The sequence below is a fragment of the Desulfotomaculum copahuensis genome (genome assembly GCF_001655685.1).
Taxonomy (GTDB): domain Bacteria; phylum Bacillota; class Desulfotomaculia; order Desulfotomaculales; family Desulfovirgulaceae; genus Desulfotomaculum_G; species Desulfotomaculum_G copahuensis.
Genome location: NZ_LYVF01000184.1, coordinates 1 through 25,811 on the forward strand (window position 1 = coordinate 1; position 25,811 = coordinate 25,811).

20 protein-coding genes are annotated in these 25,811 nt (G+C 60.2%); 19 read left to right on the forward strand and 1 reads right to left on the reverse strand.

The features are described 5' to 3' along the window. Window positions 1–1,534, reverse strand: a 1,534-nt coding sequence (locus tag A6M21_RS14495) for an FAD-dependent oxidoreductase (protein ID WP_066670182.1), incomplete at its 3' end; no start/stop codon positions are given. Between the two features lie 323 nt (window positions 1,535–1,857). Between A6M21_RS14495 and fabZ the strand changes: the two genes are divergently transcribed. From fabZ to A6M21_RS14615, 19 genes are all read left to right on the forward strand, one after another. Further along, window positions 1,858–2,283, forward strand: a complete 426-nt coding sequence (fabZ, locus tag A6M21_RS14500; protein WP_066670312.1) for a 3-hydroxyacyl-ACP dehydratase FabZ — start codon at window positions 1,858–1,860, stop codon at window positions 2,281–2,283. Between the two features lie 245 nt (window positions 2,284–2,528). Then, entirely contained in the window at window positions 2,529–3,599 is a 1,071-nt protein-coding gene (locus A6M21_RS14505) for a glycosyltransferase family 4 protein (protein ID WP_066670185.1), read from the forward strand. Between the two features lie 106 nt (window positions 3,600–3,705). Then, window positions 3,706–4,578, forward strand: a complete 873-nt coding sequence (gene galU / locus A6M21_RS14510) for a UTP--glucose-1-phosphate uridylyltransferase GalU (RefSeq protein WP_066670314.1) — start codon at window positions 3,706–3,708, stop codon at window positions 4,576–4,578. 59 nt (window positions 4,579–4,637) lie between these two features. Continuing rightward, a complete protein-coding gene (locus tag A6M21_RS14515) occupies window positions 4,638–5,558 on the forward strand; it encodes an SDR family oxidoreductase (protein WP_066670316.1) in 921 nt (306 codons plus the stop codon). 493 nt (window positions 5,559–6,051) lie between these two features. Beyond that, a complete protein-coding gene (locus tag A6M21_RS14525; RefSeq protein WP_066670191.1) occupies window positions 6,052–6,789 on the forward strand; it encodes a DUF421 domain-containing protein in 738 nt (245 codons plus the stop codon). Window positions 6,790–7,054: 265 nt separating this feature from the next. After that, a complete protein-coding gene (locus A6M21_RS14530; protein ID WP_066670320.1) occupies window positions 7,055–8,527 on the forward strand; it encodes a phosphoglucomutase/phosphomannomutase family protein in 1,473 nt (490 codons plus the stop codon). A 478-nt stretch (window positions 8,528–9,005) separates the two neighbouring features. Further along, window positions 9,006–10,193 (forward strand): methionine adenosyltransferase, encoded by a 1,188-nt coding sequence (metK, locus tag A6M21_RS14540; RefSeq protein WP_066670206.1) that lies wholly within the window; start codon window positions 9,006–9,008, stop codon window positions 10,191–10,193. Window positions 10,194–10,418: 225 nt separating this feature from the next. Next, a complete protein-coding gene (locus A6M21_RS14545) occupies window positions 10,419–10,895 on the forward strand; it encodes a hypothetical protein (RefSeq protein WP_066670209.1) in 477 nt (158 codons plus the stop codon). 304 nt (window positions 10,896–11,199) lie between these two features. Continuing rightward, window positions 11,200–12,900 carry a GGDEF domain-containing protein gene (locus A6M21_RS14555; RefSeq protein ID WP_066670323.1) on the forward strand — a complete coding sequence of 567 codons (1,701 nt, stop codon included), beginning with the start codon at window positions 11,200–11,202 and terminating at the stop codon, window positions 12,898–12,900. 271 nt (window positions 12,901–13,171) lie between these two features. Further along, window positions 13,172–14,188: a ComFC family protein gene (locus A6M21_RS18490; protein WP_066670213.1), complete on the forward strand. Its 1,017-nt coding sequence runs from the start codon at window positions 13,172–13,174 to the stop codon at window positions 14,186–14,188. Window positions 14,189–14,610: 422 nt separating this feature from the next. Beyond that, on the forward strand, window positions 14,611–14,808 hold the full coding sequence (locus A6M21_RS14565; protein WP_066670216.1) for a cold shock domain-containing protein: 198 nt from the start codon (window positions 14,611–14,613) through the stop codon (window positions 14,806–14,808). Between the two features lie 134 nt (window positions 14,809–14,942). Next, window positions 14,943–15,467 carry a ribosome hibernation-promoting factor, HPF/YfiA family gene (hpf, locus tag A6M21_RS14570; protein WP_066670218.1) on the forward strand — a complete coding sequence of 175 codons (525 nt, stop codon included), beginning with the start codon at window positions 14,943–14,945 and terminating at the stop codon, window positions 15,465–15,467. Window positions 15,468–15,804: 337 nt separating this feature from the next. Next, window positions 15,805–18,444, forward strand: coding sequence for a preprotein translocase subunit SecA (gene secA / locus A6M21_RS14575; protein ID WP_066670220.1), 2,640 nt, complete (start codon window positions 15,805–15,807; stop codon window positions 18,442–18,444). A gap of 312 nt (window positions 18,445–18,756) precedes the next feature. After that, window positions 18,757–19,861, forward strand: a protein-coding gene (gene prfB, locus A6M21_RS14585) for a peptide chain release factor 2 (RefSeq protein ID WP_151191963.1) whose coding sequence is annotated in 2 segments (ribosomal slippage) — window positions 18,757–18,825 and window positions 18,827–19,861 — 1,104 coding nt in all. Because the reading frame shifts where the segments join, the coding sequence is not laid out codon by codon here. A 454-nt stretch (window positions 19,862–20,315) separates the two neighbouring features. Next, complete coding sequence (locus A6M21_RS14590) at window positions 20,316–21,734, forward strand: YeiH family protein (RefSeq protein WP_201721907.1); 1,419 nt, start codon at window positions 20,316–20,318, stop codon at window positions 21,732–21,734. Between the two features lie 143 nt (window positions 21,735–21,877). Continuing rightward, window positions 21,878–22,075 carry a hypothetical protein gene (locus A6M21_RS14595; protein WP_151191964.1) on the forward strand — a complete coding sequence of 66 codons (198 nt, stop codon included), beginning with the start codon at window positions 21,878–21,880 and terminating at the stop codon, window positions 22,073–22,075. Between the two features lie 718 nt (window positions 22,076–22,793). Then, complete coding sequence (locus tag A6M21_RS14605; RefSeq protein WP_242868867.1) at window positions 22,794–23,657, forward strand: YitT family protein; 864 nt, start codon at window positions 22,794–22,796, stop codon at window positions 23,655–23,657. 184 nt (window positions 23,658–23,841) lie between these two features. Continuing rightward, window positions 23,842–24,663 (forward strand): transketolase, encoded by an 822-nt coding sequence (locus tag A6M21_RS14610; protein WP_427854632.1) that lies wholly within the window; start codon window positions 23,842–23,844, stop codon window positions 24,661–24,663. A gap of 162 nt (window positions 24,664–24,825) precedes the next feature. Next, complete coding sequence (locus A6M21_RS14615) at window positions 24,826–25,773, forward strand: transketolase family protein (protein ID WP_066670329.1); 948 nt, start codon at window positions 24,826–24,828, stop codon at window positions 25,771–25,773. Window positions 25,774–25,811 lie beyond the last annotated feature (38 nt).

A 25,811-nucleotide genomic window follows, 5' to 3' on the forward strand; every position in this document is an offset into this window, starting at 1 on the left:
CCCGCCAGTCGGGGCGGTCGCGGCCGGTGACCGGCCAGCCATAAACCCCCTGCCTCTTCAGATCGCGGTGGGAATAGGCGTTGATGTCCATGGCATAAAAACCCAGCCCGATGCGGGTGGCGTAGTTGGCGGCGTCGGTTCCGGGCGGGGAGGCCTGCCCGCTTGCGGCCCGGCCGCCGGGACCGGCGACGGTCATTTTCCCGCCCGCGCCCTGGCAGGCCGCCGGTGTGAGTGCATAATTGCTGTTTTCCGTACCGTTGCCGTTATGTGCCGGGTTCAGGGGCAGGTGGACGGTTTCCCGCAGGTAAAGCAGGTCGCCGACCACCGGTTTGCCCTGGCCGTCTTTGACCAGCGCGGCGTTTTCCAATCCGTAGCGCCGGCCGGTGCGCGGATCGACCACCGAGAATTGGCGCAGGGCCTGTATGAATTCCGGCTTGTCCAGAATATCCCGCGCCTTTACCCAGGCCGTATCGGTATCCAGGCCGTCCGGGCGCACCGCCGGCCAGGCGGGTGTGCCCCGGTCACGCTGATCGGCGCGGCCGTCCACGTTGAAGACCAGCAGGGCGTTGACCCACCACTCCCGGCTGTCCGGCCCGTCCTGGGCGGCATTGAATGGCTTGAGCGCGAACCCCAGCGGGGCGTAATGATCGTTGAACGCACGGACCACCGGATTGTCACGGAAGGTGAGGCTGCCGCCGTCCACCCCCCAGACGCCGTGCCTGCTGCGGGTGAAGTAAATATCGCCGACGCGGGCGGAGCCGGCGGGTACGGTGACCCCGGTGATTTTAAACTGCAGTGTGGCCGCCTGCTGACGGGCCGTTTCCGCCGGCGGGGCGGGCGCGCGCTTTGTATCGCCGCCGTTTCTTTCCGCCGGGTCCAGGTACTGCGCCGGCCAGTCCGCGCGGCCGGTGGTGACGGGCACGCCGGCCAGGCGCGTCAGACGGCCGTCTTCCGAAGCGTCTACGAAGACGCGGCCGGTGACCCGGCGCTCATCGTTACCCCAGCGGATCACGCCCGCGCCGTCCCGGAAAACGTCGCGCAGTTCAAGACCGGTGATGCGCGCCGGCGCTCCGTCCGTTGACACTTTTTCAATGTCATGCGTCCACAGGATGTGAATATTTTTATATTCGGCCAACTCCGCCCGCAGCAGGGAAGCCATGGCGCCGGTATTGTAAAATTGTCCGGTCTGGTTATACCAGTGGGCGAAGGAACCGCCGGCCACCAGTTGTCCGTGCCAGCGCCAGGTATCGAAATAGTTCTGTCCGCCGGAGGTGCCGATGCCGCCCAGCACCGGCTCCGGATCCGGCACGACCAGCAGGATGCTCCTGTCCGGGGCGTTGATGGCCGCGCTGCGGGCGGCCGCGCAGCCGGTGAAACCGCCGCCGTAAATCACGATGTCATAAGATGCGCTTTTTTGCGCATTGCCGGCCGCCGCGCAGCCAAACAGGGCAAACAGCAGGATAATGAGCAATGCCGGTGGAACCAGCAGCACGGCCTGTTTTTTGGTTAAAACGGAACACATCCCTTTGCTCACAGTCATCACCCGGTTTTACACAGCGTTGTTTTTCCGCCGCGGATGTTCCATGCCTTGCCCCGCCCGTCCGGAAAGTTTCCAGCCGTTGCAATGTTCCGTCCGCCGGGGTGTGCGGCAATCCCAGCGGCGGCCGGCCGCCGTTTAAGGCTTGTTTTTATAATGCTACCCGGCAGGAGCTTTTCCGGTTGAGGGAGAATAAACAACGGACGGGTTGTTTACAGTTTATTTTGTGCCGCATACGGCAAGCATACCTTAAAATGCATCCGCAAGCAATCAGCGGCCGAACCGCCGCACAGGGTTTTGGTTGAAAGGAGTTGGACAAAGTGCTGGATATCCAGTCCATACAAAGTATTCTTCCCCATCGCTACCCTTTCCTGCTGGTGGACAGGATTTTGGAACTGGAAGCGGGCAAGCGGGCGGTGGGTATAAAAAATGTAACCGGCAACGAGCAGTTCTTCCAGGGTCATTTCCCCGGCCGTGCTGTCATGCCCGGAGTACTGATTATTGAAGCCATGGCCCAGGTGGGGGCGGTGGCGCTCTTGCAAATGCCGGAGTATGCGGGCAAAATTGCCCTTTTCGCCGGCATTGACCGGGCCCGTTTCCGCCGGCCGGTGGTTCCGGGTGATCAGCTGCGCCTGGAGGTGGAGATTTTAAAACTGCGCGGTCCGGTGGGCAAAGCCGGGGCGCGGGCACTGGTGGACGGCCGGCCGGTAGCGGAAGCGGAATTGATGTTTGCCGTTGAACAGTGAGTCGGAAACAAGACGGTGCGCCCGCCGGCCCGGGAGCGGAACTGTTTCGTGTTGCCGGACAGTTGCCGGACAGTTGATTGATAAAAAAAAGCAGTTTAACCAAAACCGTTAAAAAGCTCGTCCATACTCCCCCGGGTGGCTTTATTCGACTTACGGCGCCATCTGACATGATTTGTAGTAATAAAGTTCACGATGGTACAATACAACTGATACTGTGTTTTATTGTCAACCATGGAGGGATAAAATTGCTCAAGGCAATTATCGGCATCTTGCTGGCCGGGGGGGTAGCCTTTGCCGTCACTCCGTTGGTGATTAAGCGTGCGTTTGTGTGGGGTGCAGTGGACCGGCCCAATGCGCGCAAGGTACATAAGGGATTGATGCCGCGCCTGGGGGGATTGGCCGTTTACCTGGGCTTTGTTCCGGCGGTTTTGCTGACCATGCCGCACAGTCTGTCGGTTTATGGCCTGTTGGCCGGGATGACCCTGATTATGCTGGTGGGTGTGGCGGACGACATCCGCGGTATTTCACCCCGGGTCAAGCTGGCCGGGCAGGTTGTTGCCGCAGTGGCCATGTTTCCCTTCGGATTACATGTGGATTTTATCACCAATCCGTTTAACGCCCGGATCATTGACCTGGCCTGGATGAGCGTTCCGGTGACCGTGTTCTGGCTGGTGGCGGTAACCAACGCTGTCAATCTGATTGACGGACTGGATGGACTGGCGGGCGGGGTTTCCTGCATTGCCGCCCTGACCATGGCCACTGTGGGCTGGACCCAATGGAGGGCCGGCGCCACCGGGCAGCAGGAAGTGGTCCTGCTCGCGCTGACGCTGGCCGCGGCCGTGCTTGGTTTCTTGCGCTACAATTTTCATCCGGCGCGCATTTTTCTTGGTGATTCCGGTTCCATGCTGCTCGGTTTTGCGCTGGCCGGCATGTCGATTATGGGGCTGACCAAAAGTGTGACGGCCATTTCCGTCCTGGTACCCCTGGTTATTCTGGGCATCCCCCTGCTGGATACCACCTTTGCCATTCTGCGCCGGTATCACAAGCACCGGCCCATTTTTCAACCGGATAAGGAACATCTGCATCATCAGTTGATGGCCATGGGCCTGTCCCACCGCCAGACGGTACTGGTGATTTACGGCGTGAGCGCCTTGCTGGGCGTCAGCGCGGTGGTGCTGAACCTGGTGAGCACCGATCAGGCGCTGGCCCTGCTGGCCATACTGGCTGTAGTGATCATTGCTTTTGCCAACAAAGTGGGCGTATTCGGCGGTATATCCCATAAGCGCCCGGTTGGCCGCCAGCACCACCGGATATGATTTTGGCACTGTTGATGGAAACCGTCCCTGCCGGCTTAAAGTTATCCAAGCTGTAAAGCGGTCCTTGTATTTAAGGGCCGCTTATTTTATAAACGGGGGTGTTGGCATGAATATCCGTAAAGCAGTCATACCGGCGGCCGGGCTGGGAGTACGCTTTCTGCCCGCGACCAAGGCGCAACCAAAGGAAATGTTGCCCATTGTAGACATACCCACCATCCAGTACATTGTTGAGGAGGCTGTAAATTCCGGCATTGAGGATCTGATGATTATCACCGGACGAAATAAACGGGCCATCGAGGATCATTTCGATAAATCACCCGCCCTGGAGGAGGAACTGCGCCGGAAGAACAAGCATGCCATGCTGGAACTGGTGCGGGATATCAGCGAGTTGATCGAGATACACTATATCCGCCAGAAGGAGCCCCGCGGCCTGGGACACGCTGTTTACTGCGCACGCAAGTTCATCGGGCCGGAGCCGTTTGCCGTTCTGCTGGGCGACGACATTGTGCGCAGCAAAACCCCCTGTTTGAAGCAGTTGATTGATCTGTACGGGGAAATGCCGGGCACCATCCTGGCTGTGCAGGAGGTGCCGGAGGCGGATGTATCCAAATACGGCATCCTGGACGCCGAGATAGTGCGTGAAAGTGTTTTCCGGGTGCGCGATTTGGTGGAGAAACCGGCCCCCGGCGAGGCGCCTTCCCGCCTGGCCATTATGGGGCGCTATATAATCAGCCCGCGCATCTTTGAAATACTGGCCGACACGCCTCCCGGCGCAGGCGGTGAAATCCAGCTCACGGACGCCCTGCGGGTGCTCTGCCGGGAAGAACCGGTATACGGGCTGGTTTTCAAGGGGCAGCGTTTCGATGTGGGCGACAAGCTGGGCTTTTTAAAGGCCACGGTCGAATTCGCCCTGGACCGGCCTGATTTAACCAAAGAATTTGCCGAGTATCTGAAAGAAGTGGTACAGGATTTGGGTTGAAACCGGCCGGCACGGACGGGGTGTCCCGGTGCGGCTCACTGGAAGGGAGTTCTGTTTTGATGCAAGTGCTGGTCACCGGCGGCGCCGGTTTTATCGGTTCCCACCTGGTTGAACAATTGCTGTCCGGCGGGGCGGATGTAGCCGTGCTGGACGATCTCTCCCGGGGCAGTCTGGCCAATCTGGATTCCCGCGCCGCCCTGTATCACGGTGATATCCGCGATGCCGGCTTTGTCCGGGAAACACTGGACCGGGTGCGCCCGGAGGTGGTTTTACACCACGCCGCCCAGGTGGATGTTCAGATTTCAGTGGCTGATCCGGCGCTGGATGCGGCCGTCAATACCGGCGGCGCCATCAACCTGCTGGAAGCCTGCCGGACGGCCGGCGTGCGCAAGGTGGTCTATGCTTCTTCAGCGGCTGTTTACGGCGATCCGGTTTATCTGCCGGTAGACGAAAAACACCCGCTCAATCCCCTGTCCGGCTATGGCATTTCCAAGCATACGGCGGAACATTACCTGGCCGCCTACCGGGCGCTGTACGGTCTGGAGTTTACCGTCCTGCGCTATGCCAATGTCTACGGACCGCGCCAGGACGCCACCGGGGAAGGCGGTGTGGTGGCCATCTTTACGGACCGGCTGCTGCGCGGGGAGCCGCCGCGTATTTTCGGCGACGGCGAACAAACCCGCGATTTCGTCTACGCCGGCGATGTAGCCGCGGCCAATCTGGCGGCGCTGGACAAAGGGGATGGCCGGGTGCTCAACGTGGGCACCGGGCGGGCCGTGACGGTGAACCGGTTGCTCGCCCTGCTGCAGGAGTTGACGGGGGTTTCTTTGTCCGCTGAATATTGTCCGCCCCGTCCCGGTGACATCCGGGACAGCTATCTGGACTGCACTGCCGCGCAGGAGGCGCTGGGCTGGCGGGCGGACACCGGTTTGCGCGACGGACTGGCCCGTACGGTGGCCTGCTGCCGGAAGCGGTTGTGATCGGACTGCGCCCCGGCCATACCGGCGCCCCGGTTTGGATCGCCCCGGACGGCGGTCCGGGCTCTGCGGGTGCCGCCCGGCGGCCCACAATTGACCGGGGCGCCCGGCGTGCTGTAAAACCCGGTTCCGGCAGCCCGGGTGCGGCGCACCAGGAAAGTTTGAAACCGGGGCGAAAAAAGGCGGCTGTCCCCATTGCTTCCGGGACAGCCGCCCTTTTTTCACCGGCCTGGCGCGGCCGTTTTCTTTTGGGCCTGTATTTTTTTAATCTGCTGCAGGTAGCCGGTGAACATCTTTTTACGCTTATCCAATTGGTTGATTAGTTCCTTCTTTTTATTCATATAACTCCCTTCCATCCAATAAATTTCCGCGTTTGAACATATTATTGCCACTTTATGGAATAAATAAACGCCTTGCCCGCCTGTGGCGGCGCATATTTCCCTTTTCCAGCCGGTAAACTAACCCTTGTACAAAATACTGACGGGGGGCGGGGAATATGAATCCATTCCTGGAGATTTTGCTCCGTGGCCTGGTGGCTTTTCTGGCGGTGCTGGTGATTACCCGGGTGGTGGGCAAGAGCCAGGTCGGTCAACTGACCGTGGCCGACTTTGTCAACGCCATTGTGATTGGCTCCATTGCCGCCACTATGGTTACGGATTTGAAAGAGAGCGGCGGCTATTACCTGTTCGGCCTGCTTTTGTTCGGCCTGCTCACGGTGCTGGCCGAGTATGTATCCTTGAAATCCCGGCCGGCGCGCAAACTGATTGGCGGGGAACCGACCGTGGTCATACATAACGGCAAAATTCTGGAAGACAACATGAAAAAATTGCTGTACAACATAGACGACTTGATGATGCAGTTGCGTCTGAAAAACGTTTTTAACATCGGTGATGTGGAGTACGCCATCGCCGAGCCCAACGGCGGTTTGAGCGTTCTGCTGAAAAGTCACAAGCAGCCCCTGACGCCAAATGATATGCAATTGCCGACCAAATATCAGGGCGTACCCTCGGAGTTGATTGTGGACGGCGTGGTGATCCGGCAAAACCTGCAGCAGAACGGCCTCAACGAAGACTGGCTGTACGGGGAACTGGAAAAGCAGGGGATCAAGTCGCTGCAGGATGTGATGTACGCCAGTCTGGACAGTGACGGCGGGCTTTATGTGGATAAAAGGCAGGATATCATGGACCACGTGACCGACATCACCGATCAACTGCCGGGCAAGATGCCCCAGTAGGCGCTTTTCCGGCCGTACTGCCGGCCGGAATGCTTGTGATAAAAAAATTGCCTTCAGGAAGGAAATATATGGTCCGTAGTGGAAATGTTCCAGTGACCGGCGACAGGGAAGGATGCACCGTGACAGGGAATGCAGCTTCAAGCCTCCGGTGCGGCCGGCCGGTGTCAAATCCGGCCGGGTGGTGGGATTCAGGTCTGTTGTTTCACAGTCGGGGCCGGTTCTGGAATTGGACCGGGGCAGGTACTTTTGCACGGGAGGGAGAACGATGGCGAAAATTTCTTTTGGTACCGACGGCTGGCGGGGTATTCTGGCCAGGGACTTCACCTTTGATAATGTGGCCCTGGTGGCCCGGGCGGTGGCCGGTTATGTGCAGGCGCACGGCCTGGCCGGCCGGGGAATGGTGATTGGTTATGACAACCGCTTTTTGTCTGATCAGCTGGCCGCTACAGTGGCCGGTGTTTTTACCGGACTGGGTATTCCGGTTTATATGACCGGCCGGGCCACGCCCACGCCGGTGACCGCCTTTGCCGTCAAACAACGGCGGGCCGCCGGGGCGGTGATGCTCACCGCCAGTCACAATCCGCCGGAATACAACGGCTTCAAGTTCATCCCCGATTACGCCGGTCCGGCGCTGCCTCATATTACGAAAGAAATCGAAGACAATATCCACCGGCTTCAAGAGGAGGCGGGCGGGGAAAAATCAGCCTTGCCGGCAACTCCGGCCGGACCCGGCACTGCGCCGGGGACAAACGCGCCGCCCGCAGCCGGACGGATGGAGCCGGCGGCGGAAGAGGTCGTCGACCCGCGTCCGGATTACTTTGCACACATCAGAAACCTGGTCGATTTAAGCGCAATTGCCCGTTCCGGCTTGAAGGTGGTCATTGATCCGATGTACGGCGCCGGTATTGGTTATCTGGAAGAACTGCTCGGGGAAGCCGGCGCGCGGGTAACCGTGCTGCATAACCGGCGTGATCCTCTTTTCGGCGGCGGCCTGCCCGAGCCCACAGGCAAGTCCCTGGGAGAGTTGCGCGAACTGGTGCGGGAACAGGAGGCTGATCTCGGGCTGGCCCTGGATGGTGACGCGGACCGCTTCGGTATCATCGACCGGGACGGCGGCTATATTCCGCCCAATCAGTTCCTGCCTCTGCTGTACTATCACCTGCTCACGCGCGGGGAGCGTGGGCCGGCGGCGCGCACCGTGGCCACCAGCCATTTGCTGGACCGGATTGCGGCCGCCAACGGCCAGGAAGTGTTTGAAACCCCGGTGGGCTTCAAGTATATCGGTCAGCACTTGATGGAGAAAGACTGTCTTCTGGGCGGGGAGGAAAGCGGCGGTTTGTCCGTACGCGGCCATATTCCGGAAAAGGACGGCATTCTGGCCGGCCTGCTGGCCGCCCGGATGGTCGCCCAGCACGGCAAGAGCCTGGCCGCCCTGCTGGAAGAAGTGTGGGCGCGTTTCGGCCGGCTGTACAGCGAGCGGCTGGACATTCGCACCACGGCGGAAGAAAAGCGGCGTGTGCTGGGCCTGCTGGGGGAATTGAATCCCGCGCGGGTGGCCGGTTTGTCCGTGGTCCGGCGTGTGACTCTGGACGGTATCAAGCTGGTGCTGGATAACGGCGCCTGGATGCTGGTACGTGCTTCCGGCACCGAACCGGTGTTCCGCATATATGTGGAGGCCAATAGCGCGGAAGAGATGCGCCGGATACAGGAAGGGGCACGGGAGTTGCTCGGCATATAAGAATTTCCGGAGCACAGGGTGCCGGTGCAGCCCGGCCGCAGGCGCATATCCCCGGGCATGTCACGGTTGACATGATGGTATGGAGACGGCGGAACCGGCGGGTTCCGCCGGCGCTCTTTCAGGAGGGCGTCCGGCCGGGGGGCCGGGTATTTTGTTTGACACCATCCGGACCATCTGCTAGAATTAATGTGTGCAAATTGGGGACAGGTGTAAAAAATGATCACGGAGCCGGAAATATCCTGCAGGCGGGGCCGGGCACTGCCCCGCCTTGTAGCGCCCGCAGGTGCTTCGGGCCGGCGTTTCCCGGTGCGGCCGGGAGAAGGCGGCGGTTTTCCGGGCCGGTTTCCGGAACGGAACCGGCCGTCCGGTTGTTTTGTGTGTTGGGGGGAAGGCTGGTTTGGGAGCCGGTGGCTGATAGCTGCATTTCCGGCTGGTGGTTTTTAGTTTTTCATTTTTCACGAAAAAGGGGGCTTGATCAGTGAGACGCCTGTTTACTTCGGAATCGGTGACGGAAGGTCACCCGGACAAGGTGGCCGACCAGATTTCCGATGCCATCCTGGATGAAATTATCGGGCAGGATCCCTATGCCCGGGTAGCCTGTGAGGCGCTGGTGACCACCGGACTGATTCTGGTGGCCGGCGAGATTACCACCCGTTGTTATGTTGATATTCCAAAAATTGCCCGGGAAACGGTGCGCGGAATCGGCTATACCAGGGCCAAGTTCGGCTTTGATTGCGATACCTGCTCGGTAATTACCTCAATTGACGAGCAATCACCGGATATCGCCATGGGGGTGGACAAGGCGCTGGAAGCCCGTGCCGGGGAAATGACCGATTCGGAAATCGAGGCGATCGGTGCCGGCGATCAGGGCATGATGTTCGGTTATGCGACCAATGAAACGAAAGAACTGATGCCCCTGCCCATTTCCCTCGCCCATTGCCTGGCCCGGCGTCTGGCCGTGGTGCGCAAAACCAGGGAGATTCCGTATCTGCGCCCGGACGGCAAGGTGCAGGTGACGGTGGAATACGAAAACGAACGGCCCGTACGCGTGGACACGGTGGTGGTATCCACCCAGCACCATCCCCGGGTGGAAATGGACGCCGTCCGGGAGGATGTTATTCAAAAGGTGATCCGGGCGGTGGTACCGCCGGAATTGCTTGACTCCGCCACGCGCTATTTTGTCAATCCCACCGGGCGCTTTGTGGTGGGTGGACCCCAGGGGGATACCGGCCTCACCGGACGCAAGATCATTGTGGATACTTATGGCGGCATGGCCCGGCACGGCGGGGGAGCCCTTTCCGGCAAGGATCCGACCAAGGTGGACCGTTCCGGTGCCTACGCCGCCCGTTACGTGGCCAAAAACATCGTGGCCGCCGGGCTGGCCGACAAATGCGAAGTGCAGGTGGCCTACGCGATTGGCGTGGCCCGGCCGGTGTCCATTTCGGTGGAAACCTTCGGCACCGGCCGGATCAGTGAGGAAATGCTGGTGCAGCTGATCCGCCGTCATTTCGACCTGCGTCCGGCCGGGATCATCAAGACGCTGGACCTGCGCCGGCCCATTTACCGGCGTACAGCCAACTACGGTCATTTCGGCCGGACGGATATCGATTTGCCCTGGGAGCGCACGGACAAGGCTGAATTGTTGTTAAAAGACGCGCAGTGTTAGCATAAAAGTGGAGCTTGTTGTGAGCCGGCCGCCTGTTTCAGCCCCGGGCATTTCAACGCCCGGGGCAAAGCAGGCGGCCGGACCGGTTTCCGCCGGTGGTGCAGCGGCCCGGAATCTTTTGCCGGAAGTTGCCGGCACAACCGTTATTAACCGCCGCCCCCGTTTTCACCTCCCGGCCGTCACCCGCATATGGTGCAGTAAGAATAACGGCGGGAGGCGGTGGGGATGCTGGCGGTTATGTTCCTGGCGTTGCTGCTGGGGTGGTATGTCTGCGCGGTGGTAAAGGTTTTGCGGCTGTATTCGGCCTGCCTCCGGGGCGGGGAGCATCCGCGGGTGAAACTGGTGGTCATGGTGGGCGGACAGGATTCCGCCGTGGAAGGTTTTTTACGCCGCCTGGCCGCCCGGCGCAACGCCTTCTGGCCGCGGTTGGAGATACTGGTGGTGGTGGACGGGCACCGGGATGACGCCACCCTGTCCATTGCCCGCATCCTGGGACGGGAAGCGGCACTGCCGGCACTGACGGCGGAACAAACGCCGGCCGGTTTGCGGCCGGCCGTGGCGGCCATGTGCGGGCGGCTGCCGGGAGAGCCGCGGGACGGCCGGACCGGAGGAGTGCGCCCGGTGTGGTATTACGACGCCCGCGGCTTGCAGGGGCGGGGCCTGTTGCGGGCGCCGGTTTTCAGTCAACTGGGATGGATTTAGTCCCGGCATGATTGCCCATGCCGGTTTTTTGCCGGGAAAAAATAACCGGGACTTTGGAACCATAATCCAAATAAGATGAAGGTAATAACCGCTTATTGTCGAAATATACCACGAAGCCGGGATGCCGGGGTATCCGGCGCGCCTTGCCGGTATATGCGGCCGCCTTTCCGGTGGCGTGGGGAACGCGTCCCGGGAACGGCCGGCCCGTCCGGACGGGATGCATCCGGACTGAAAAATGCCGCGGCATTTCCGGATGAGGGGGAGCACCGGCTTTTTTAATGGATATTCCCTTGGAGTGATTGGCTTGCGGGGCGGGCGAAGCGTTATACATATTACTTATACCTGGCTGGTTATTGCCCTGGGCGCCTGGGTCATGGTACGAATGTTCAGCCAGCTGGATCTGGATCAGGGGCGTGAGCTGCTTTTGCTGGCCTTCCTGGGAGTACTGGCCGAGTGGCTGGCGGTGACGTTTCCCCAGGGACAGCTTTCAGCCGGCTTTACCGTGGTCCTGGCCACTTACCTGGTTTTCGGCCCCGCCGCCGCCGTTTGGACCGGCGCGCTGGCCATCATGTGCGGGCAGGGCATAATCAACCGGGGCAATCCCCTGCGGGCCACCCTGTTTAACGCGGCACAGCATGTGCTGGCAGTAAAGGGCGGGAGCCTGGCCTTCCAGTTGGCGGGCGGCAGCCTGCCGTTTGTTTTCGACGTACACCGGCTTGCTCCGTTGCTCTTGTTTACGGCCGTATATTTTCTGATCAACCAGCTGCTGGTATATTTTTTTCTTGCTCCCCGGCGCGTCAGGAGTTCCCTGCTGGCCTGGGGGGACGCCCTGCGCTGGGATGCCCTCACCTATGTTTTCAGCGCCCCGCTGGGAGTGCTGACGGGGCTGCTTTTTACCCGGATGGGCGCCGGCGGGGTGGCGCTGTTTTTTATTCCCGTGCTGGTGGCGCAGTTCATATTGCGCCTGTATGTACATCAGGAACTGGCCAACCGCGAATTGACCGCCCTTTACCAGGTGGCCAGGCGCCTGGGTGAACGCCTGGATGTAAAAGAGATTGCGGATCTGGTGCTGCAAGAATCCCGCCGGGTGGCGCCCTGTCACAGCGGGGTGATTTATTTGTGGGACGAGGACAGGCAGCGTTTTGCGGCCGCCGCCACCGCCGGGAGCCGGGCGCCTGAACTGGCGGGCAGTTCCCTGGCCCGGGGCGAGGGATTCCTGGGTTGGGTGATGGACAACGGTCAGGCGGAGATAATTTACGATGCCCGGGAGGATCCGCGGGTGAAAGATCAGCCGGGGCTGTTTCAGGTTTACCGTTCACTGCTAATTATCCCCCTGCTGGCCGATGCCGGAACAGTGGGGGTATTTGTGCTCGGTGACAAGCGCCGGCTGGCTTTTGACGACAACCATCTGCAGATGCTGTCCATCATCGCCGGCCAGGCCGCCGTATCCATGGCCAACGCCCTGCTCATGCGCCGCCTGGAGGAAAGCGCCAATACCGATGGTCTGACGGGCATTTTCAATCACCGTTATTTTTTCCGGCGGGCGGCGGAAGAGTACCGGCGGACACAAAACGAACAGCTTCCCCTGGCGCTGATCATGCTGGATATTGATTCATTCAAATCGGTCAACGATCGATTCGGCCACCAGGCCGGGGATGCGGTATTGGCCGAATTGGCCGGACTGCTGCGTGATGCGGTGGGTGGTTCCGGAATTGTGGCACGTTATGGCGGGGAGGAGTTTGCCGTGTTGCTGCCCGGTTTCGGCCTGGAGCAGGTCGCCGCCATGGCCGAAGTGTTGCGCCGGCGGGTGCGTGAACACGAGTTTGTGGCTGCGGACATGTCCCTTCAGATCCGGGTGAGCCTGGGTGCGGCCGTATGTCCCGGCGATGCGGACGATGTTTCCGCCCTGGTCCGTCGCGCCGATCAGGCGCTGTACCGGGCCAAAGAGAAGGGCAAGGACCGGGTGGTATTGGCTTCCCGCCTGCTGAAACCGGGCGGGCACTAAATGTTGCCAGATACTCCCGGATTGGAGACACAATCAAAAGGCAAAATTTCCGGCACTGACGCCTAAAACACTGGAGCAAGGCACCGGCAAAGGAATAGGGACCGCTTAACCGTCCAACGGCGGAATATCACCGGCACATCCGTTTGCTGTAAGCCGCCGGTGGTACCGGGTCAAGTGAAAAACGGTTTTGCCGCCCGAAACCGGCAGGTGCTTTCCGGTAAGCGGGTGTACGGGCTCTTGAAAGCAGTTATGCAGCGGGGGGAAACTTGTCATGCCATATTTTGTCAGCCCGGCCGGGGGACTGCTGGCCGATTTGCTGGACCTTCTTTTCCCGCCGCGCCGGGCCTGTCCTTTGTGTGGGGCCGCCGGCCGGCCCGGTGAATTTTGTCACCGCTGCCGGGAGATGCTCGCCGCTTTTGGGGAGCGTCCCTATTGTTACGGTTGCGGACGGTTCATGGCCGGTCCGGCGTCCGGCGCATCTTTTGCGGGATTGCCCGCGGTCGCCGCCCCGGACGCGATTGCGGCTCCCGTTACAGGTATGATGGCGGACTCCGCCCCGGACTTGGCCGTGACCCCGGCCGGGGAAGCGGTGTGTCCGGACATTCCTTATTTTTGCCCCGACTGTCTGGTCGGGGGCTTTCCGTTTGCCGCCGGCCGGGCGGTGGGACCGTATGCCGGGTTGTTGCGGGATGCCGTGCACCGCTTGAAATACCGGCGCCGCCGTATGCTGGCCCGTCCGCTGGGCGTTCTGCTGGCCGGCGTGGTGGAATCGCTGCTGCGCGCCGGGGAAGCGACGGATCCGGCGTTGACGGCCGGCCGTGCCGGGCGGGGCGGCCGGGGGGCGGCGGGTGGCCGGATGGTAAACGGGGCGCCGGGCCAGGGTGAAACGGGTATACCCGGCGGAAGCGGGCCGGGTGGTCCCCTGTTGGTGCCGGTGCCCCTGTCGGCGCGGCGCCTGCGGGAGCGGGGGTTCAACCAGGCGGAGTTGCTGGCCTGGGAAGCGGCGTTGGTGCTCGGCATACCTGTTTTGCCGCTGTTGCGCAAAACAAGGGAAACACCATCCCAGGTCGGTTTGTCGCGCCGGGAGCGTCAGGCCAATCTGGCCGGTGCCTTTGATGTCCCGGATGCGTCCGCCGTCCAGGAGCGGGTTGTTTTGCTGGTCGACGATGTACTGACCACGGGCGCCACCGCGTCCGCCTGTGCCGGCGTCCTGCTGGATGCGGGCGCAGCCGCGGTGTGTGTGGCCGTGGTGGCGGCCGGTATTTGGAAAGCGCCGGCAGCCCGGTGAGGGCCGCCGGGGCGATGGTGGGAAACGGGCGCTTTCGACATCATGCATCATTTATGCCGGGGAAAACCGACAGAAAATTCAGCCGGCGGCTGGTTATCCAGACCTAAAACCCTGTAATGGCAGGTTATTAACAGAGTTATCCACATTATCCACAGGCCGGACATCCACAGACCTATTTTTTACCGGAATTTTTCGACATGACAACAACTGCCGTATACCGGCGGGGCAAGCGGCTGGCGGGTCGAAAAAACATGTCCGGGCGGTGTTGCCGGATGACCGGAAGGGCAGGCTGAAGCAATACGTACAGTCTCGCGAACCCGCCACAACCGGTGGAAGGCCTTGACAATAGCGGCGGGATGTGTTAACATACTCCCACGTGAGTTCATTGCCCACGGGATTTTATGCTAGGAGGAATGTATTAAATGCAAGGCAAGGTCAAGTGGTTCAACCCTGAAAAAGGGTACGGCTTCATTGAGAGGGAGGACGGCGGCGACGTGTTCGTCCACTTCTCTGCCATTCAGGAAGAAGGCTTCAAATCCCTCAACGAGGGGCAGATGGTCGAATTCGATATCGTCGAAGGCGCCCGTGGGCCGCAGGCGGCCAACGTTGTGAAAATATAAACTGAGTACGGCAAAAACCCCGGTCGTCCGGCCGGGGTTTTTTTACGGGCAAATTTATCCTGACCCGGCAGGATTTTGGCTTAATTCCGGGAATAATATTAACACGTCAGACCAGAAAGGAGCTGGTGTACCGTATGAAAATACAGGTACGGGGCAGAAATGTGGAAGTTACCGATGCTTTGAAGGAGTATGTGGCCAAACGCCTGGGCAAACTGGAAAAATACAGGGAAAATCTGGGTGACGCCCAGGTCACCATGACGGTGGAAAAGGAATCCCACCGGGTTGAGGTAACTATTCCTGTCAACGGCATGCTGCTGCGGGGGGAAGAAACCACGGGCGACATGTATGCTTCCATTGATCTGGTCGTGGATAAGCTGGAAAAACAGCTGGAAAAGTACAAAGGGAGATTGTTTAAACGGACCGCCAAAACAACAAACGGGGAGATGCGGCCGGCGGAAGAGCGGGACGCCGGCGAGGGGCCCCGGGTGGTGCGTACCAAACGTTTCGCCATCAAGCCGATGGTGGTGGACGAAGCGGTAATGCAGATGAACCTGCTTGGGCACAGCTTTTTCGTTTTTTCCAACGCGGAAACAGAGCAGGTCAATGTGGTCTACCGGCGCAAGGACGGCAATTTCGGCCTGATTGAGCCGGAATTTTAACACCGGATGGCGGGGCCGTCTTCGGTGCCGGGCGGCTCCGTCCGGTTGAGGGACAGGTGCCGGGTTTGCCGCCGGTTTTAGCCGGGATCCCGGCGCTGACACATGAGCTGTTGATATGACTTGTACGTGGTTTGTGGTTCTGGAGCCGGGTTTTCTGCCTGCGCGGGACAGGTCCGGTGCTGTAACGGACAGGCAAGTTTACCGTGGTTTTTGATGCACCGGCACTGCTGCAGTTTTACTCCCCTTGCAACTGCCGGCCGGCGGTGTTACAATATAGAGCAGAGTATTGACAAGAGGAACCTGCCCGGTTCCTCTTATTTCTGAAAGGTGATTTTAGATGTTGAATATACTGCGCAACTGGCTTGACGATAACGCCCGCGAGGTCAAGCGCCTGCAGCGTGTGGTGGAGCAGATCAACGCCCGGGAGCAGGAGGTACAGGCGCTGTCCGATGAAGACCTGCGGGCCAAAACCGGCGAATTCAAAAGCCGCCTGGAGCAGGGGGAAACATTGGATGACCTGCTGCCCGAGGCCTTTGCCGTGGTGCGCGAAGCCGGCCGGCGGGTGCTCGGCATGCGTCACTTCGACGTGCAGTTGATGGGCGGCATCGTGCTGCACCAGGGGCGGGTGGCGGAAATGAAAACCGGTGAAGGAAAAACGCTGGTGGCCACCCTGCCGGTATACCTGAACGCCCTGACCGGGCGGGGCGTGCATGTGGTCACGGTGAACGACTACCTGGCCCGCCGGGACAGCGAGTGGATGGGCCGCCTCTACAAGTTTCTGGGGCTTGACGTGGGGTTGATCGTGCATGGCCTGGAGCCGGAGGAGCGGCGCCGGTCGTACAGCGCCGATGTTATTTACGGCACCAACAACGAATTCGGCTTCGACTACCTGCGGGACAACATGGCCATCCACCCGGACCAGCTGGTGCAGCGGGAGCTTTACTACGCCATTGTGGACGAGGTGGACAGCATCCTGATCGACGAGGCGCGCACGCCTTTGATCATTTCCGGCCAGGCCGACAAGGCCACCGACATGTATTACAACTTTGCCCGCCTGGTGCCCCGTCTGGGCAAGGACGTTGACTATACAGTGGATGAAAAGGCGCACTCGGTGGCCATCACCGAGGAGGGCGTGGCCAAGATGGAAAAATGGCTGGGGGTGGAAAACCTTTACGACGATCAGCACCTGGAGCTGACCCACCACTTGCAGCAGGCATTGAAGGCACATGCCCTGATGAAGCGGGATAAGGATTATGTGGTCAAGGACGGCCAGGTGATCATCGTGGACGAGTTCACCGGCCGGCTGATGTTCGGCCGCCGTTACAGCGACGGGCTGCACCAGGCCATCGAAGCCAAGGAAGGGGTGCGCATCGAGCGGGAGTCCCAGACCCTGGCCACGATCACCTTCCAGAACTATTTCCGCATGTTTGAAAAACTGGCCGGCATGACGGGCACGGCAGCCACCGAAGAAGAGGAACTGCGCAAAATTTACAAGCTGGACGTGGTGGTCGTCCCCACCCACATGCCGATGATCCGCAAGGATTTGCCCGATGTGGTCTACAAGACGGAGGACGCCAAGTTCCGGGCGGTGGTGGATGAAATCGCCCGCCGCCATGCGACCGGGCAGCCGGTGCTGGTGGGCACCATCTCGATCGAAAAGTCGGAAGTCTTGAGCCAGATGCTTAAAAAGCGGGGTGTTCCCCACCAGGTGCTGAATGCCAAGTACCACGACAAGGAGGCCGAGGTGGTCGCCCAGGCCGGACGTCTGGGGTCGGTGACCATCGCCACCAACATGGCCGGCCGCGGCACGGACATCCTGTTGGGCGGCAACCCGGAATTCATGACCCAGTCCGAACTGCGCCGACAGGGTTACGATCCGGCGGCGGATGATCCGGAAGTGCGGCGGTTGTATGCGGAAACACTGGAAAAGTTTAAGCAGCTGACCGCGGCGGAGCATGAAAAGGTGGTCTCTCTGGGCGGCCTGCACATTCTGGGCACCGAGCGCCATGAAAGCCGGCGCATCGACAACCAGCTGCGCGGCCGTTCCGGCCGGCAGGGCGACCCGGGTTCCAGCCAGTTCTTCAGTTCCCTGGAGGACGACCTGATGCGCCTGTTCGGCTCGGAAAATATAGCCGGCATCATGGACCGGCTGGGCATTGAAGAAGACATGCCGATTGAGCACAACCTGATCACCCGCTCGATCGAGACGGCGCAAAAACGGGTGGAAAACCGCAACTTCGACATCCGCAAGCATGTTCTGGAGTATGACGATGTGATGAACCAGCAGCGGGAAATTATATACCAGCAGCGGCGCCAGGTGTTGATGGGGGAAAGCCTGCAGGAGGTCGTCCAGCAAATGATCCGGGATGTGGTGGGCCGGACGGTGGATGCCTACTGTCCCGAAGGCGTGCATCAGGAGGAGTGGGATCTGGCCGGCCTGCTGCAGCAGGCGGCGGAACTCTTCCTGCCCGGGCATGAGCTGGCGGCGGATGAGTTCGCTGACGCCGGGCGTCAGGGCATCAAGGATGAGCTGACGGAAAGGGCGCTGGCCGCTTACGCGGAGCGCGAGGCGGAGTTGGGCGAAGAGATGATGCGGGAGCTGGAACGCGTCGTCCTGCTGCGCATGGTGGACGAAAAATGGATGGATCACCTGGACGCCATGGATCAGCTGCGTGAGGGCATCGGACTGCGTGCTTACGGCCAGAAGGACCCGCTCATCGAGTACAAGTTCGAAGGCTACGAGATGTTCCAGAATATGATTGCCGCCATCCAGGAGGATGTGGTGCGCTATATTTACCGGGTGAATATCGTGCAGGCGCCCCAGCCCCGGCAGCGCCAGGTGGTGGAAAACCGCGGCGATGACGATGGTCCGCAGCAGCCGGTGCGCCGGGAGCAAAAGGTGGGGCGCAACGATCCCTGCCCCTGCGGCAGCGGCAAGAAATACAAAAAATGCTGCGGCCGGGCGCAGGCCAGCTAAAAAAACTTATATCCCAAAGGTGGTGGCCGTACCTCGTCGCTCCAATGCTCCGGTCCGACGAAACAGCGGCTGGCTACGGAGCGAACCAGGCAGCGCTCCATAATGCGCGCGATTTTTTTCTACTCTAAATACTACCTGTTTTCCAACCGGAGGCCGGGGACTTAAAGAACATTGTCCGGCGCGCGATTCGCGCTGCCGGTTCGCTTACCTCAGCTGCGCCGTGTTTCGTTTCCGGACCTGCGCAAGTCGCTCCTCCGGTACGGTCACCACCTTTAAGTCGACTGTTTTTAAACTGAAGAAAGGGTGAATGCAATGTACGCCGAACTGGCCCGGGAACTGGAAGGACTGGGCAAACGCATTGAAGATTTGAGGGTTTCTCTTTGACATCGCTAAAAAAGAGGAAGAAATAAAGCGGCTGGAGGATTCCATGCTCGCCCCGGGCTTTTGGGACGACCAGGAGAAGGCGCAGCAGGTGACCCAGTCGCTTACCGGTTTGAAAGACCGGGTGGCCGCCTACCGGACGCTGGCCGTGGGTCATGAAGAACTGTCCGTGCTGCTGGTGCTGGGCGAGGAGGAAGCGGACGAGGCGGTGGTCCGGGAGGTGGCTGGCGAGCTGAAGGAACTGGAGCGCCGGGTGGCCGGAATGGAACTGGAAGTGCTCTTGAGCGGTCCTTACGACCGGGGCAATGCGATCATTTCCCTGCACGCCGGCGCCGGGGGCACGGAAGCCCAGGACTGGGTGCAGATGCTGCTGCGCATGTACACCCGCTGGGCCGAGGAAAAGGGCTACCGGGTCAACCTGGTGGACGTGCTGCCCGGTGATGAAGCCGGGATCAAAAGCGCCACTTTGATGGTGGCCGGCCCCAACGCCTACGGCTATTTGCGGGCGGAGAAGGGCGTGCACCGGCTGGTACGCATCTCCCCTTTTGATGCGGCCGGGCGCCGGCACACTTCCTTCGCCTCGGTGGATGTGCTGCCCGAGGTGCAGGAGGATGTGGAAGTGGCTATCGAGCCGGAGGATCTGAAGATAGACACCTTCCGTTCCGGCGGCGCCGGCGGCCAGCACGTGAACAAGACCGATTCCGCCGTGCGCATCACCCATCTGCCCACGGGTATTGTAGTGCAGTGCCAGAGCGAGCGCTCCCAGATTTCCAACCGTAATACCGCTATGAAATTGTTGAAGGCAAAGCTGCTCGATCTAGAAATGAAGAAAAAGGAAGCCGAGCTGTCCGCCCTGCGCGGGGAGCAGAGTGAAATCGCCTGGGGCAGCCAAATCCGCTCCTATGTCTTTCATCCCTACAGCCTGGTCAAGGATCACCGCACCGGGGTGGAGGTGGGCAATGTCAACGCCGTCATGGACGGCGCCATCGACGAATTTATCGCCGCCTATTTGCGGGAGCGGGCGCGGGGGAGGTAAGGCGCGGCCGGTCCGCCGGAAAGTTTAGCCGGTCCGGGGTTGATGCACATACCGGTTTCTACAGCCATAATCCGGTGTTAAAAGGCAGGTTTAAACCTGTCTTTTTATTTTATGCATGGAATAAATACGCCTGCAATGAAGGAATTTATTTTGATTCGCCGAATAATAATAACAACTAATGGTGTGCATTATTTTTCTCAATCAAAAGTCCTTTTGCCCCAAGTGAGCAGTTATCTGCTCACTTGGGAGTTTTCGGACCAGTGTGCATTTTTTGCCCGGAATGTGAACTTTTTTGCTCATATTGTCGTCCGGACGACAATATTGATTTAACAATTGCAGGTATAATACTTGTCATAAAGGGGGTGATCGATGGAAAGGGTGCGGCAGGCAAACCGGGGTTTCGCCCCGGACCGGTTGGTATTGTCATGGCTTGAAATCGCAAGGAGGGGTAAAGATGCAGGGAGAAATAAACCTGCCCGATCCCAAGGGCCAGGGCGGTTTTTCACCCGCACCGGCACAAAAGCCGGCATCCATGGGCTGGAAGGAACTGTACCTGAAAGAAGACTGGTGGGCAATTTACCTGGGCATTCTTATTGTTATAATTTCGTTAATCGCCTTTTTCAACGGGAGTAATTTTGTCAAGTCGCTGGCCATCAATCCGGGCGGCCTCAAATGGTCTACTTTCGGCCAGTTGGCCGCACACTTCAGTACAAATTTGAACCTTTATATTATGCAATTAATCTTCTGGCTGGTTGTTTTCGGTATTTCTACGGCGATTATGGGCATCAAACCGTCCAAATTCATTCCGTCGTTTATTTTGCTCTACATTCTTTCCATTATAATGTTTGCCATCGGCGGATGGGTGAATGCACAAAAATTCAACCTGGAACCGCCTCTGGTGGCCTTGATCATCGGTCTGATCATCGCCAACGTGGTGCCGCTGCCCAGGTGGCTTTCCGAAGGTTTCCGGGTGGAGTATTATATCAAAACCGGTATTGTACTTCTTGGTGCGACATTTCCGATCAATCTGGTCGCTTCCGCCGGCCCGGTGGCGCTGCTGCAGGCCACCATCGTTTCCGTGTGTACCTGTCTGACCATCATGTATGTGGCCACCCGCTTTTTCGGCCTGGATCGCAGGTTTGCCGCCGTACTGGGCATGGGCGGGTCGGTTTGCGGCGTTTCCGCTTCCATGGCAGCCGCCAGTGCGGTGGGGGCGAAGAAGGAACACCTGTATGCTTCAGTGACTCTGGTGGTGGTTTGGGCACTGGTGATGATCCTGGCCCTGCCGTTTGTGTCCCGGGCGCTTCACCTGCCCGCCGGGGTGGCCGGGGCCTGGATCGGTACATCCGAATTTGCCGACGCGGCCGGTTTTGCCGCAGCTACTTCTTACGGGCACATGGCCGGCAACGAAAACGGGGCCATTCAGGCCTTTACATTGATGAAAGTGATCGGCCGGGATATGTGGATCGGCATCTGGTCTTTCATCTTCGCCTTGATTGCCTGCCTCAAGTGGGAAAAGGAAGAGTGTGGCGTCAAACCGAGTGCGATGGAGATCTGGTGGCGTTTCCCGAAATTCGTGATCGGGTTTTTCATCGCTTCCATTTTTATGAGCGCCATTACCGCCGGTTTCCCAGCGGCCGAGTTCAAAAAGGTGGTTCAGCCGAACCTGATTGCGCCGATTACCTCACTGCGCACATGGGCCTTTATCTTTTGTTTTCTCAGCATCGGTTTGACCACCCGCTTCAAGGAGCTCAAGTCCACCGGCTGGAAACCGTTCGGCGCCTTTACGATCGGAGTGGCGGTCAATGTCCTGCTCGGGTTTTTGCTGTCCACCCTGGCGTTCCAGAGTTTCTGGTCCAAGCTCGGCAGGTAAGCCTGTTTCGCCGGGGGGCGGGAGCCGCCCCCCGGTTTGCCGCCTGAGCAAAAGCAATGTGCGGAATGGTCCGGGACGGGCCGGGCGGTGAACAATCCGGGCGACGCGTTTGAGCGCAAATTATGTACGCGGGGGTTGGGGAAATGAGAAAATGTGCCGACTGCCGGTATTTCTGCAATGATCCGGAATGGATTGAGAAAACTTTTCCCGCGCTGAACGTGCTCAGCTCCGCCTACGCATCGGTGCGGGCGGATGCCGGTGTGTGCCGGCGGCGCGGGCTGTTTTTGCCGCCGTGGCAAACATGCCGGGAATTTGAAAGTGAAAAGGCAAACTGCCGCTGATGTTTCCAGATGCGCCGCCCGGCCTGCCGGAAGGCCGTTGTACCGGTGGTGACGGTCTGCTGCCATTGAGCCGGGGAAAGCCCGCCGTTTGCCGCCTGTTTTTTACAAAGTGCCGGGGAAGCGGCTTTCACGGCTTTAACAAGTGCCGGCGGGCAGGGAGTTGCCGGTTCCGTCACGGAGTATAAAATTTAAAGCTGCCCGTTATGACGGGCATACATTGGATGAGGCAGTTATATTCCAGGCGGCTGGAATATAACTGTTTTTTATACCGGAAAAGGGGCTATGTGCGGGAGATGTTTGTTTACCGGCCGGGGCTGACCGCCGGGTCTTTTTTGTCATCCGTGGCAGGAATTTGTTGCCGGGGCAAGAATAATAATATCTTGTGCCCGCCGGCCTAAATAGGGTTACCTGTTTCCGGACAAGCTAGATTAAGTCATACGCCCGGTCCGGAGCTTCATGTTTCCGGAAACAGGCCGGGTTAAGGCGCACGGGCATGCCGCCGGACTGGAAGATGCCGGCGGGGATGAGTGGTGGGCGTCAACCGCTTGCGCTGTTGCGTATAAAATGAAAAGCCATTTTAAACACAGTGCGGCTTCAATTGCGTCCGCTGCACCTTTCGGGACCGGCGCCTTCACCGCCCGGTTGAGCGGAACGGAGATGACGGGTTCCGGTTGGTGCGGCGATGTACCAGGGTACCGCGGGCTGGAGGGTGATCTGGTTGTTGCTGGGCGCTCTGGCCGAGTTTTTGGGCGTGACCGCCGGGGTGGTGCTGACCGCCCTGGGACTGGATCTTTTCCTGATTCCCAATAAAATTGCCGCCGGTGGCGTCAGCGGCCTGGCCACGGTCATTCACTACCTCACCGGTTCCCCGGTCGGTCTGACCATGCTGGTTTTAAACGTGCCGTTGTTTGCCATGGGCATTTACCGGCTGGGGTTGAAGTTCGGCTTCCGTTCCCTGTATGGCACGATCAGCCTTTCCCTTTTCGTTGACGGCCTGGCCCGCTACCTGCCGGTACCCACCCACAATCCCCTGCTGGCCGGCATTTTCGGCGGGGTGCTGGTCGGCCTGGGCCTGGGTCTGGTTTTCCGTTACCGGGGCACCACCGGGGGCACCGACCTGGCGGCGGCCGTACTGCGTACATATACCGGGGCCAATGTGGGCCAGTTGCTTTTCCTGGTGGACGGCCTGGTGGTGTTGTTTGCCGGTTTCAGCTTTCATTCCTGGGAACTGGCCATGTACGCCCTGATTACCATTTTCATCACTTCCTGGTTGATCGACCTGGTACAGGAAGGGATCAGCTACACCAAGGCTTTTTTCATCATTTCGGAGCGCATTGAGCAAATGGCGCCCGTCATCCTGCAGGAAATGAACCGGGGCGCCACCGCCTTGCAGGCCCGGGGCATGTATTCCGGGGCGGCGCGGGAAGTGCTCTTTGTGGTGGTCAACCGTTCCGAGGTGACTGCTTTGAAAGATCTGGTCTACCGGACGGATCCGCATGCATTTGTGGTGCTGGCCGATGTGCACGAGGTGCTCGGGGAGGGCTTCAAACAGTGGCAGAAATACCGTCCGCCGCTCAGTTGACGACGTTTGCCGGCGCTCACAGCGGCACCTGGCGCGGGCGCCGCCCGGCGCAGGAATGAGCAAGCGGCCCCGGCCGCATGACGCCGCCGGTTTTGCACTTTTGCGGTGCCAACCGTTGCCGGCGCCGTCTTTGTATGCCGAACAAGTTGCGCCCGTAAGATTTGCGGTAAGGAGGAAAATGCAAGTGGCAACGCAGGAAGAAATCACCCGCCTGGAGGAAAAGGCCAGGCAGTTGCGCCGGCACATCATCCGGATGACCGGGGCGGCCGGTTCGGGGCATCCCGGCGGTTCCCTGTCGGCGGCCGACATTGTGGCCGCCCTGTATTTCCATTTTTTGTGCCTGGACCCGGCGCGGCCGGACTGGCCGGACCGGGACCGCTTCGTGCTTTCCAAGGGCCACGCCGCCCCGGTGCTCTACGCCGCCCTGGCCGAGCGGGGCTATTTCCCGGTGGACGAACTGCTCACCCTGCGCCGCCTGGGCAGCCGCCTGCAGGGCCACCCGGACATGAAGCACCTGCCCGGGGTGGAGATGTCCACCGGTTCCCTGGGACAGGGGTTGGCGGCGGCCAACGGCATGGCGCTGGCCGGCCGGTTGGACGGCCGGGACTACCGGGTCTACGCCCTGCTGGGCGACGGCGAGATCCAGGAAGGGATGATCTGGGAGGCGGCCATGGCGGCGGCTCACTATAAGCTGGATCATGTTACGGCATTTCTGGACCACAATGGTTTTCAAATTGACGGTCCCACCCGGCAGGTGATGTCCCCCGAACCGGTGGCCGACAAATGGCGTGCTTTCGGCTGGGACGTGCAGGTGATCGACGGTCACGACATGGCCGCCATTCTGCAGGCGGTGGAAAAAGCCCGCGCGGTTACGGGCCGGCCGCAGATGATCGTGGCTGAAACAGTGAAGGGCAAGGGCTGTTCCTTTATGGAAAACCAGGTGGGCTGGCACGGCGTGGCGCCCAAACCGGACGAGGTGGAAAGGGCGCTGGCCGAACTGGCGTAAGCCCGCCGTGCAGATATAAATGCCACCCGTACGGCACGAGCCGGGATGGAAAAGACCGGTCTCGTCCGGTGCGAACCGCTGCAGGAAGCTGTTGCCGGCCCGGGAACGGAAAACCCCTCCGCCGGATGCGGGAACAGGATTTATGTGTACAGGAGGAAATCAGTGATGAAAAAAGTCGCCACCCGGGAGGCGTACGGCGAGGCGCTGCTGGAATTGGGCCGGGAAAACCCGGACGTGGTGGTGCTGGACGCCGACCTGGCCAAGTCCACCAAAACCTTTGACTTCGGCAAGCACTTCCCGGAACGTTTTTTTGACATGGGCATCGCCGAGCAGAACATGATCGGCACGGCGGCCGGCCTGGCCGCGGCCGGAAAAATCCCTTTCTGCAGTTCTTTCGCCATTTTTGCCACCGGCCGCGCCTTTGAACAGGTACGCAACAGTGTGGCCTACCCGCATCTGAACGTCAAGATTGCCGCCAGCCACGCCGGGGTCACGGTGGGTGAGGACGGCGGTTCCCACCAGTCGGTGGAGGACATCGCCCTGATGCGCGTCCTGCCCGGCATGACCGTGTTCGTGCCCGCCGACGCGGTAGAAACCAGGGCGGCGGTGCGGGCGGCGGCGGGCATGAACGGTCCGGTGTACATCCGTCTGGGCCGGCCGGGCGTGCCCGTGCTGCATGAGCAAAGTCTTGACTTTAAGCCCGGCCGGGCGATAAAATTGCGCGACGGCGGGGACGCCGCCATCTTTGCCACCGGCATCATGGTCTCCATGGCCCTGGAGGCGGCGGAAATCCTGACCGGCGAAGGTATCGGGGTGCGCGTGCTGGACATGCACACGATCAAGCCGCTGGACGAAGCGGCGGTATTGCAGGCGGCAAAAGAGACGGGGGCCATTGTCACCGCCGAGGAGCACAGCATAATCGGCGGTCTGGGCGGGGCGGTGGCCGAGACGGTATGCGCCTCCCACCCGGTGCCCGTTTACCGCGTCGGCCTGTCCGACGTATTCGGCGAGTCGGGTAAACCGGCGGAGTTGCTGGAGAGGTTCGGTTTGACGCCTGCCCGCCTGGTGACGGCGGTGCAGGAAGTGCTCAAGCAGAAAGCTGCGCTTTGATACCGGCGCTGAAGAAGGTGCCCGCGAATAATATTGTG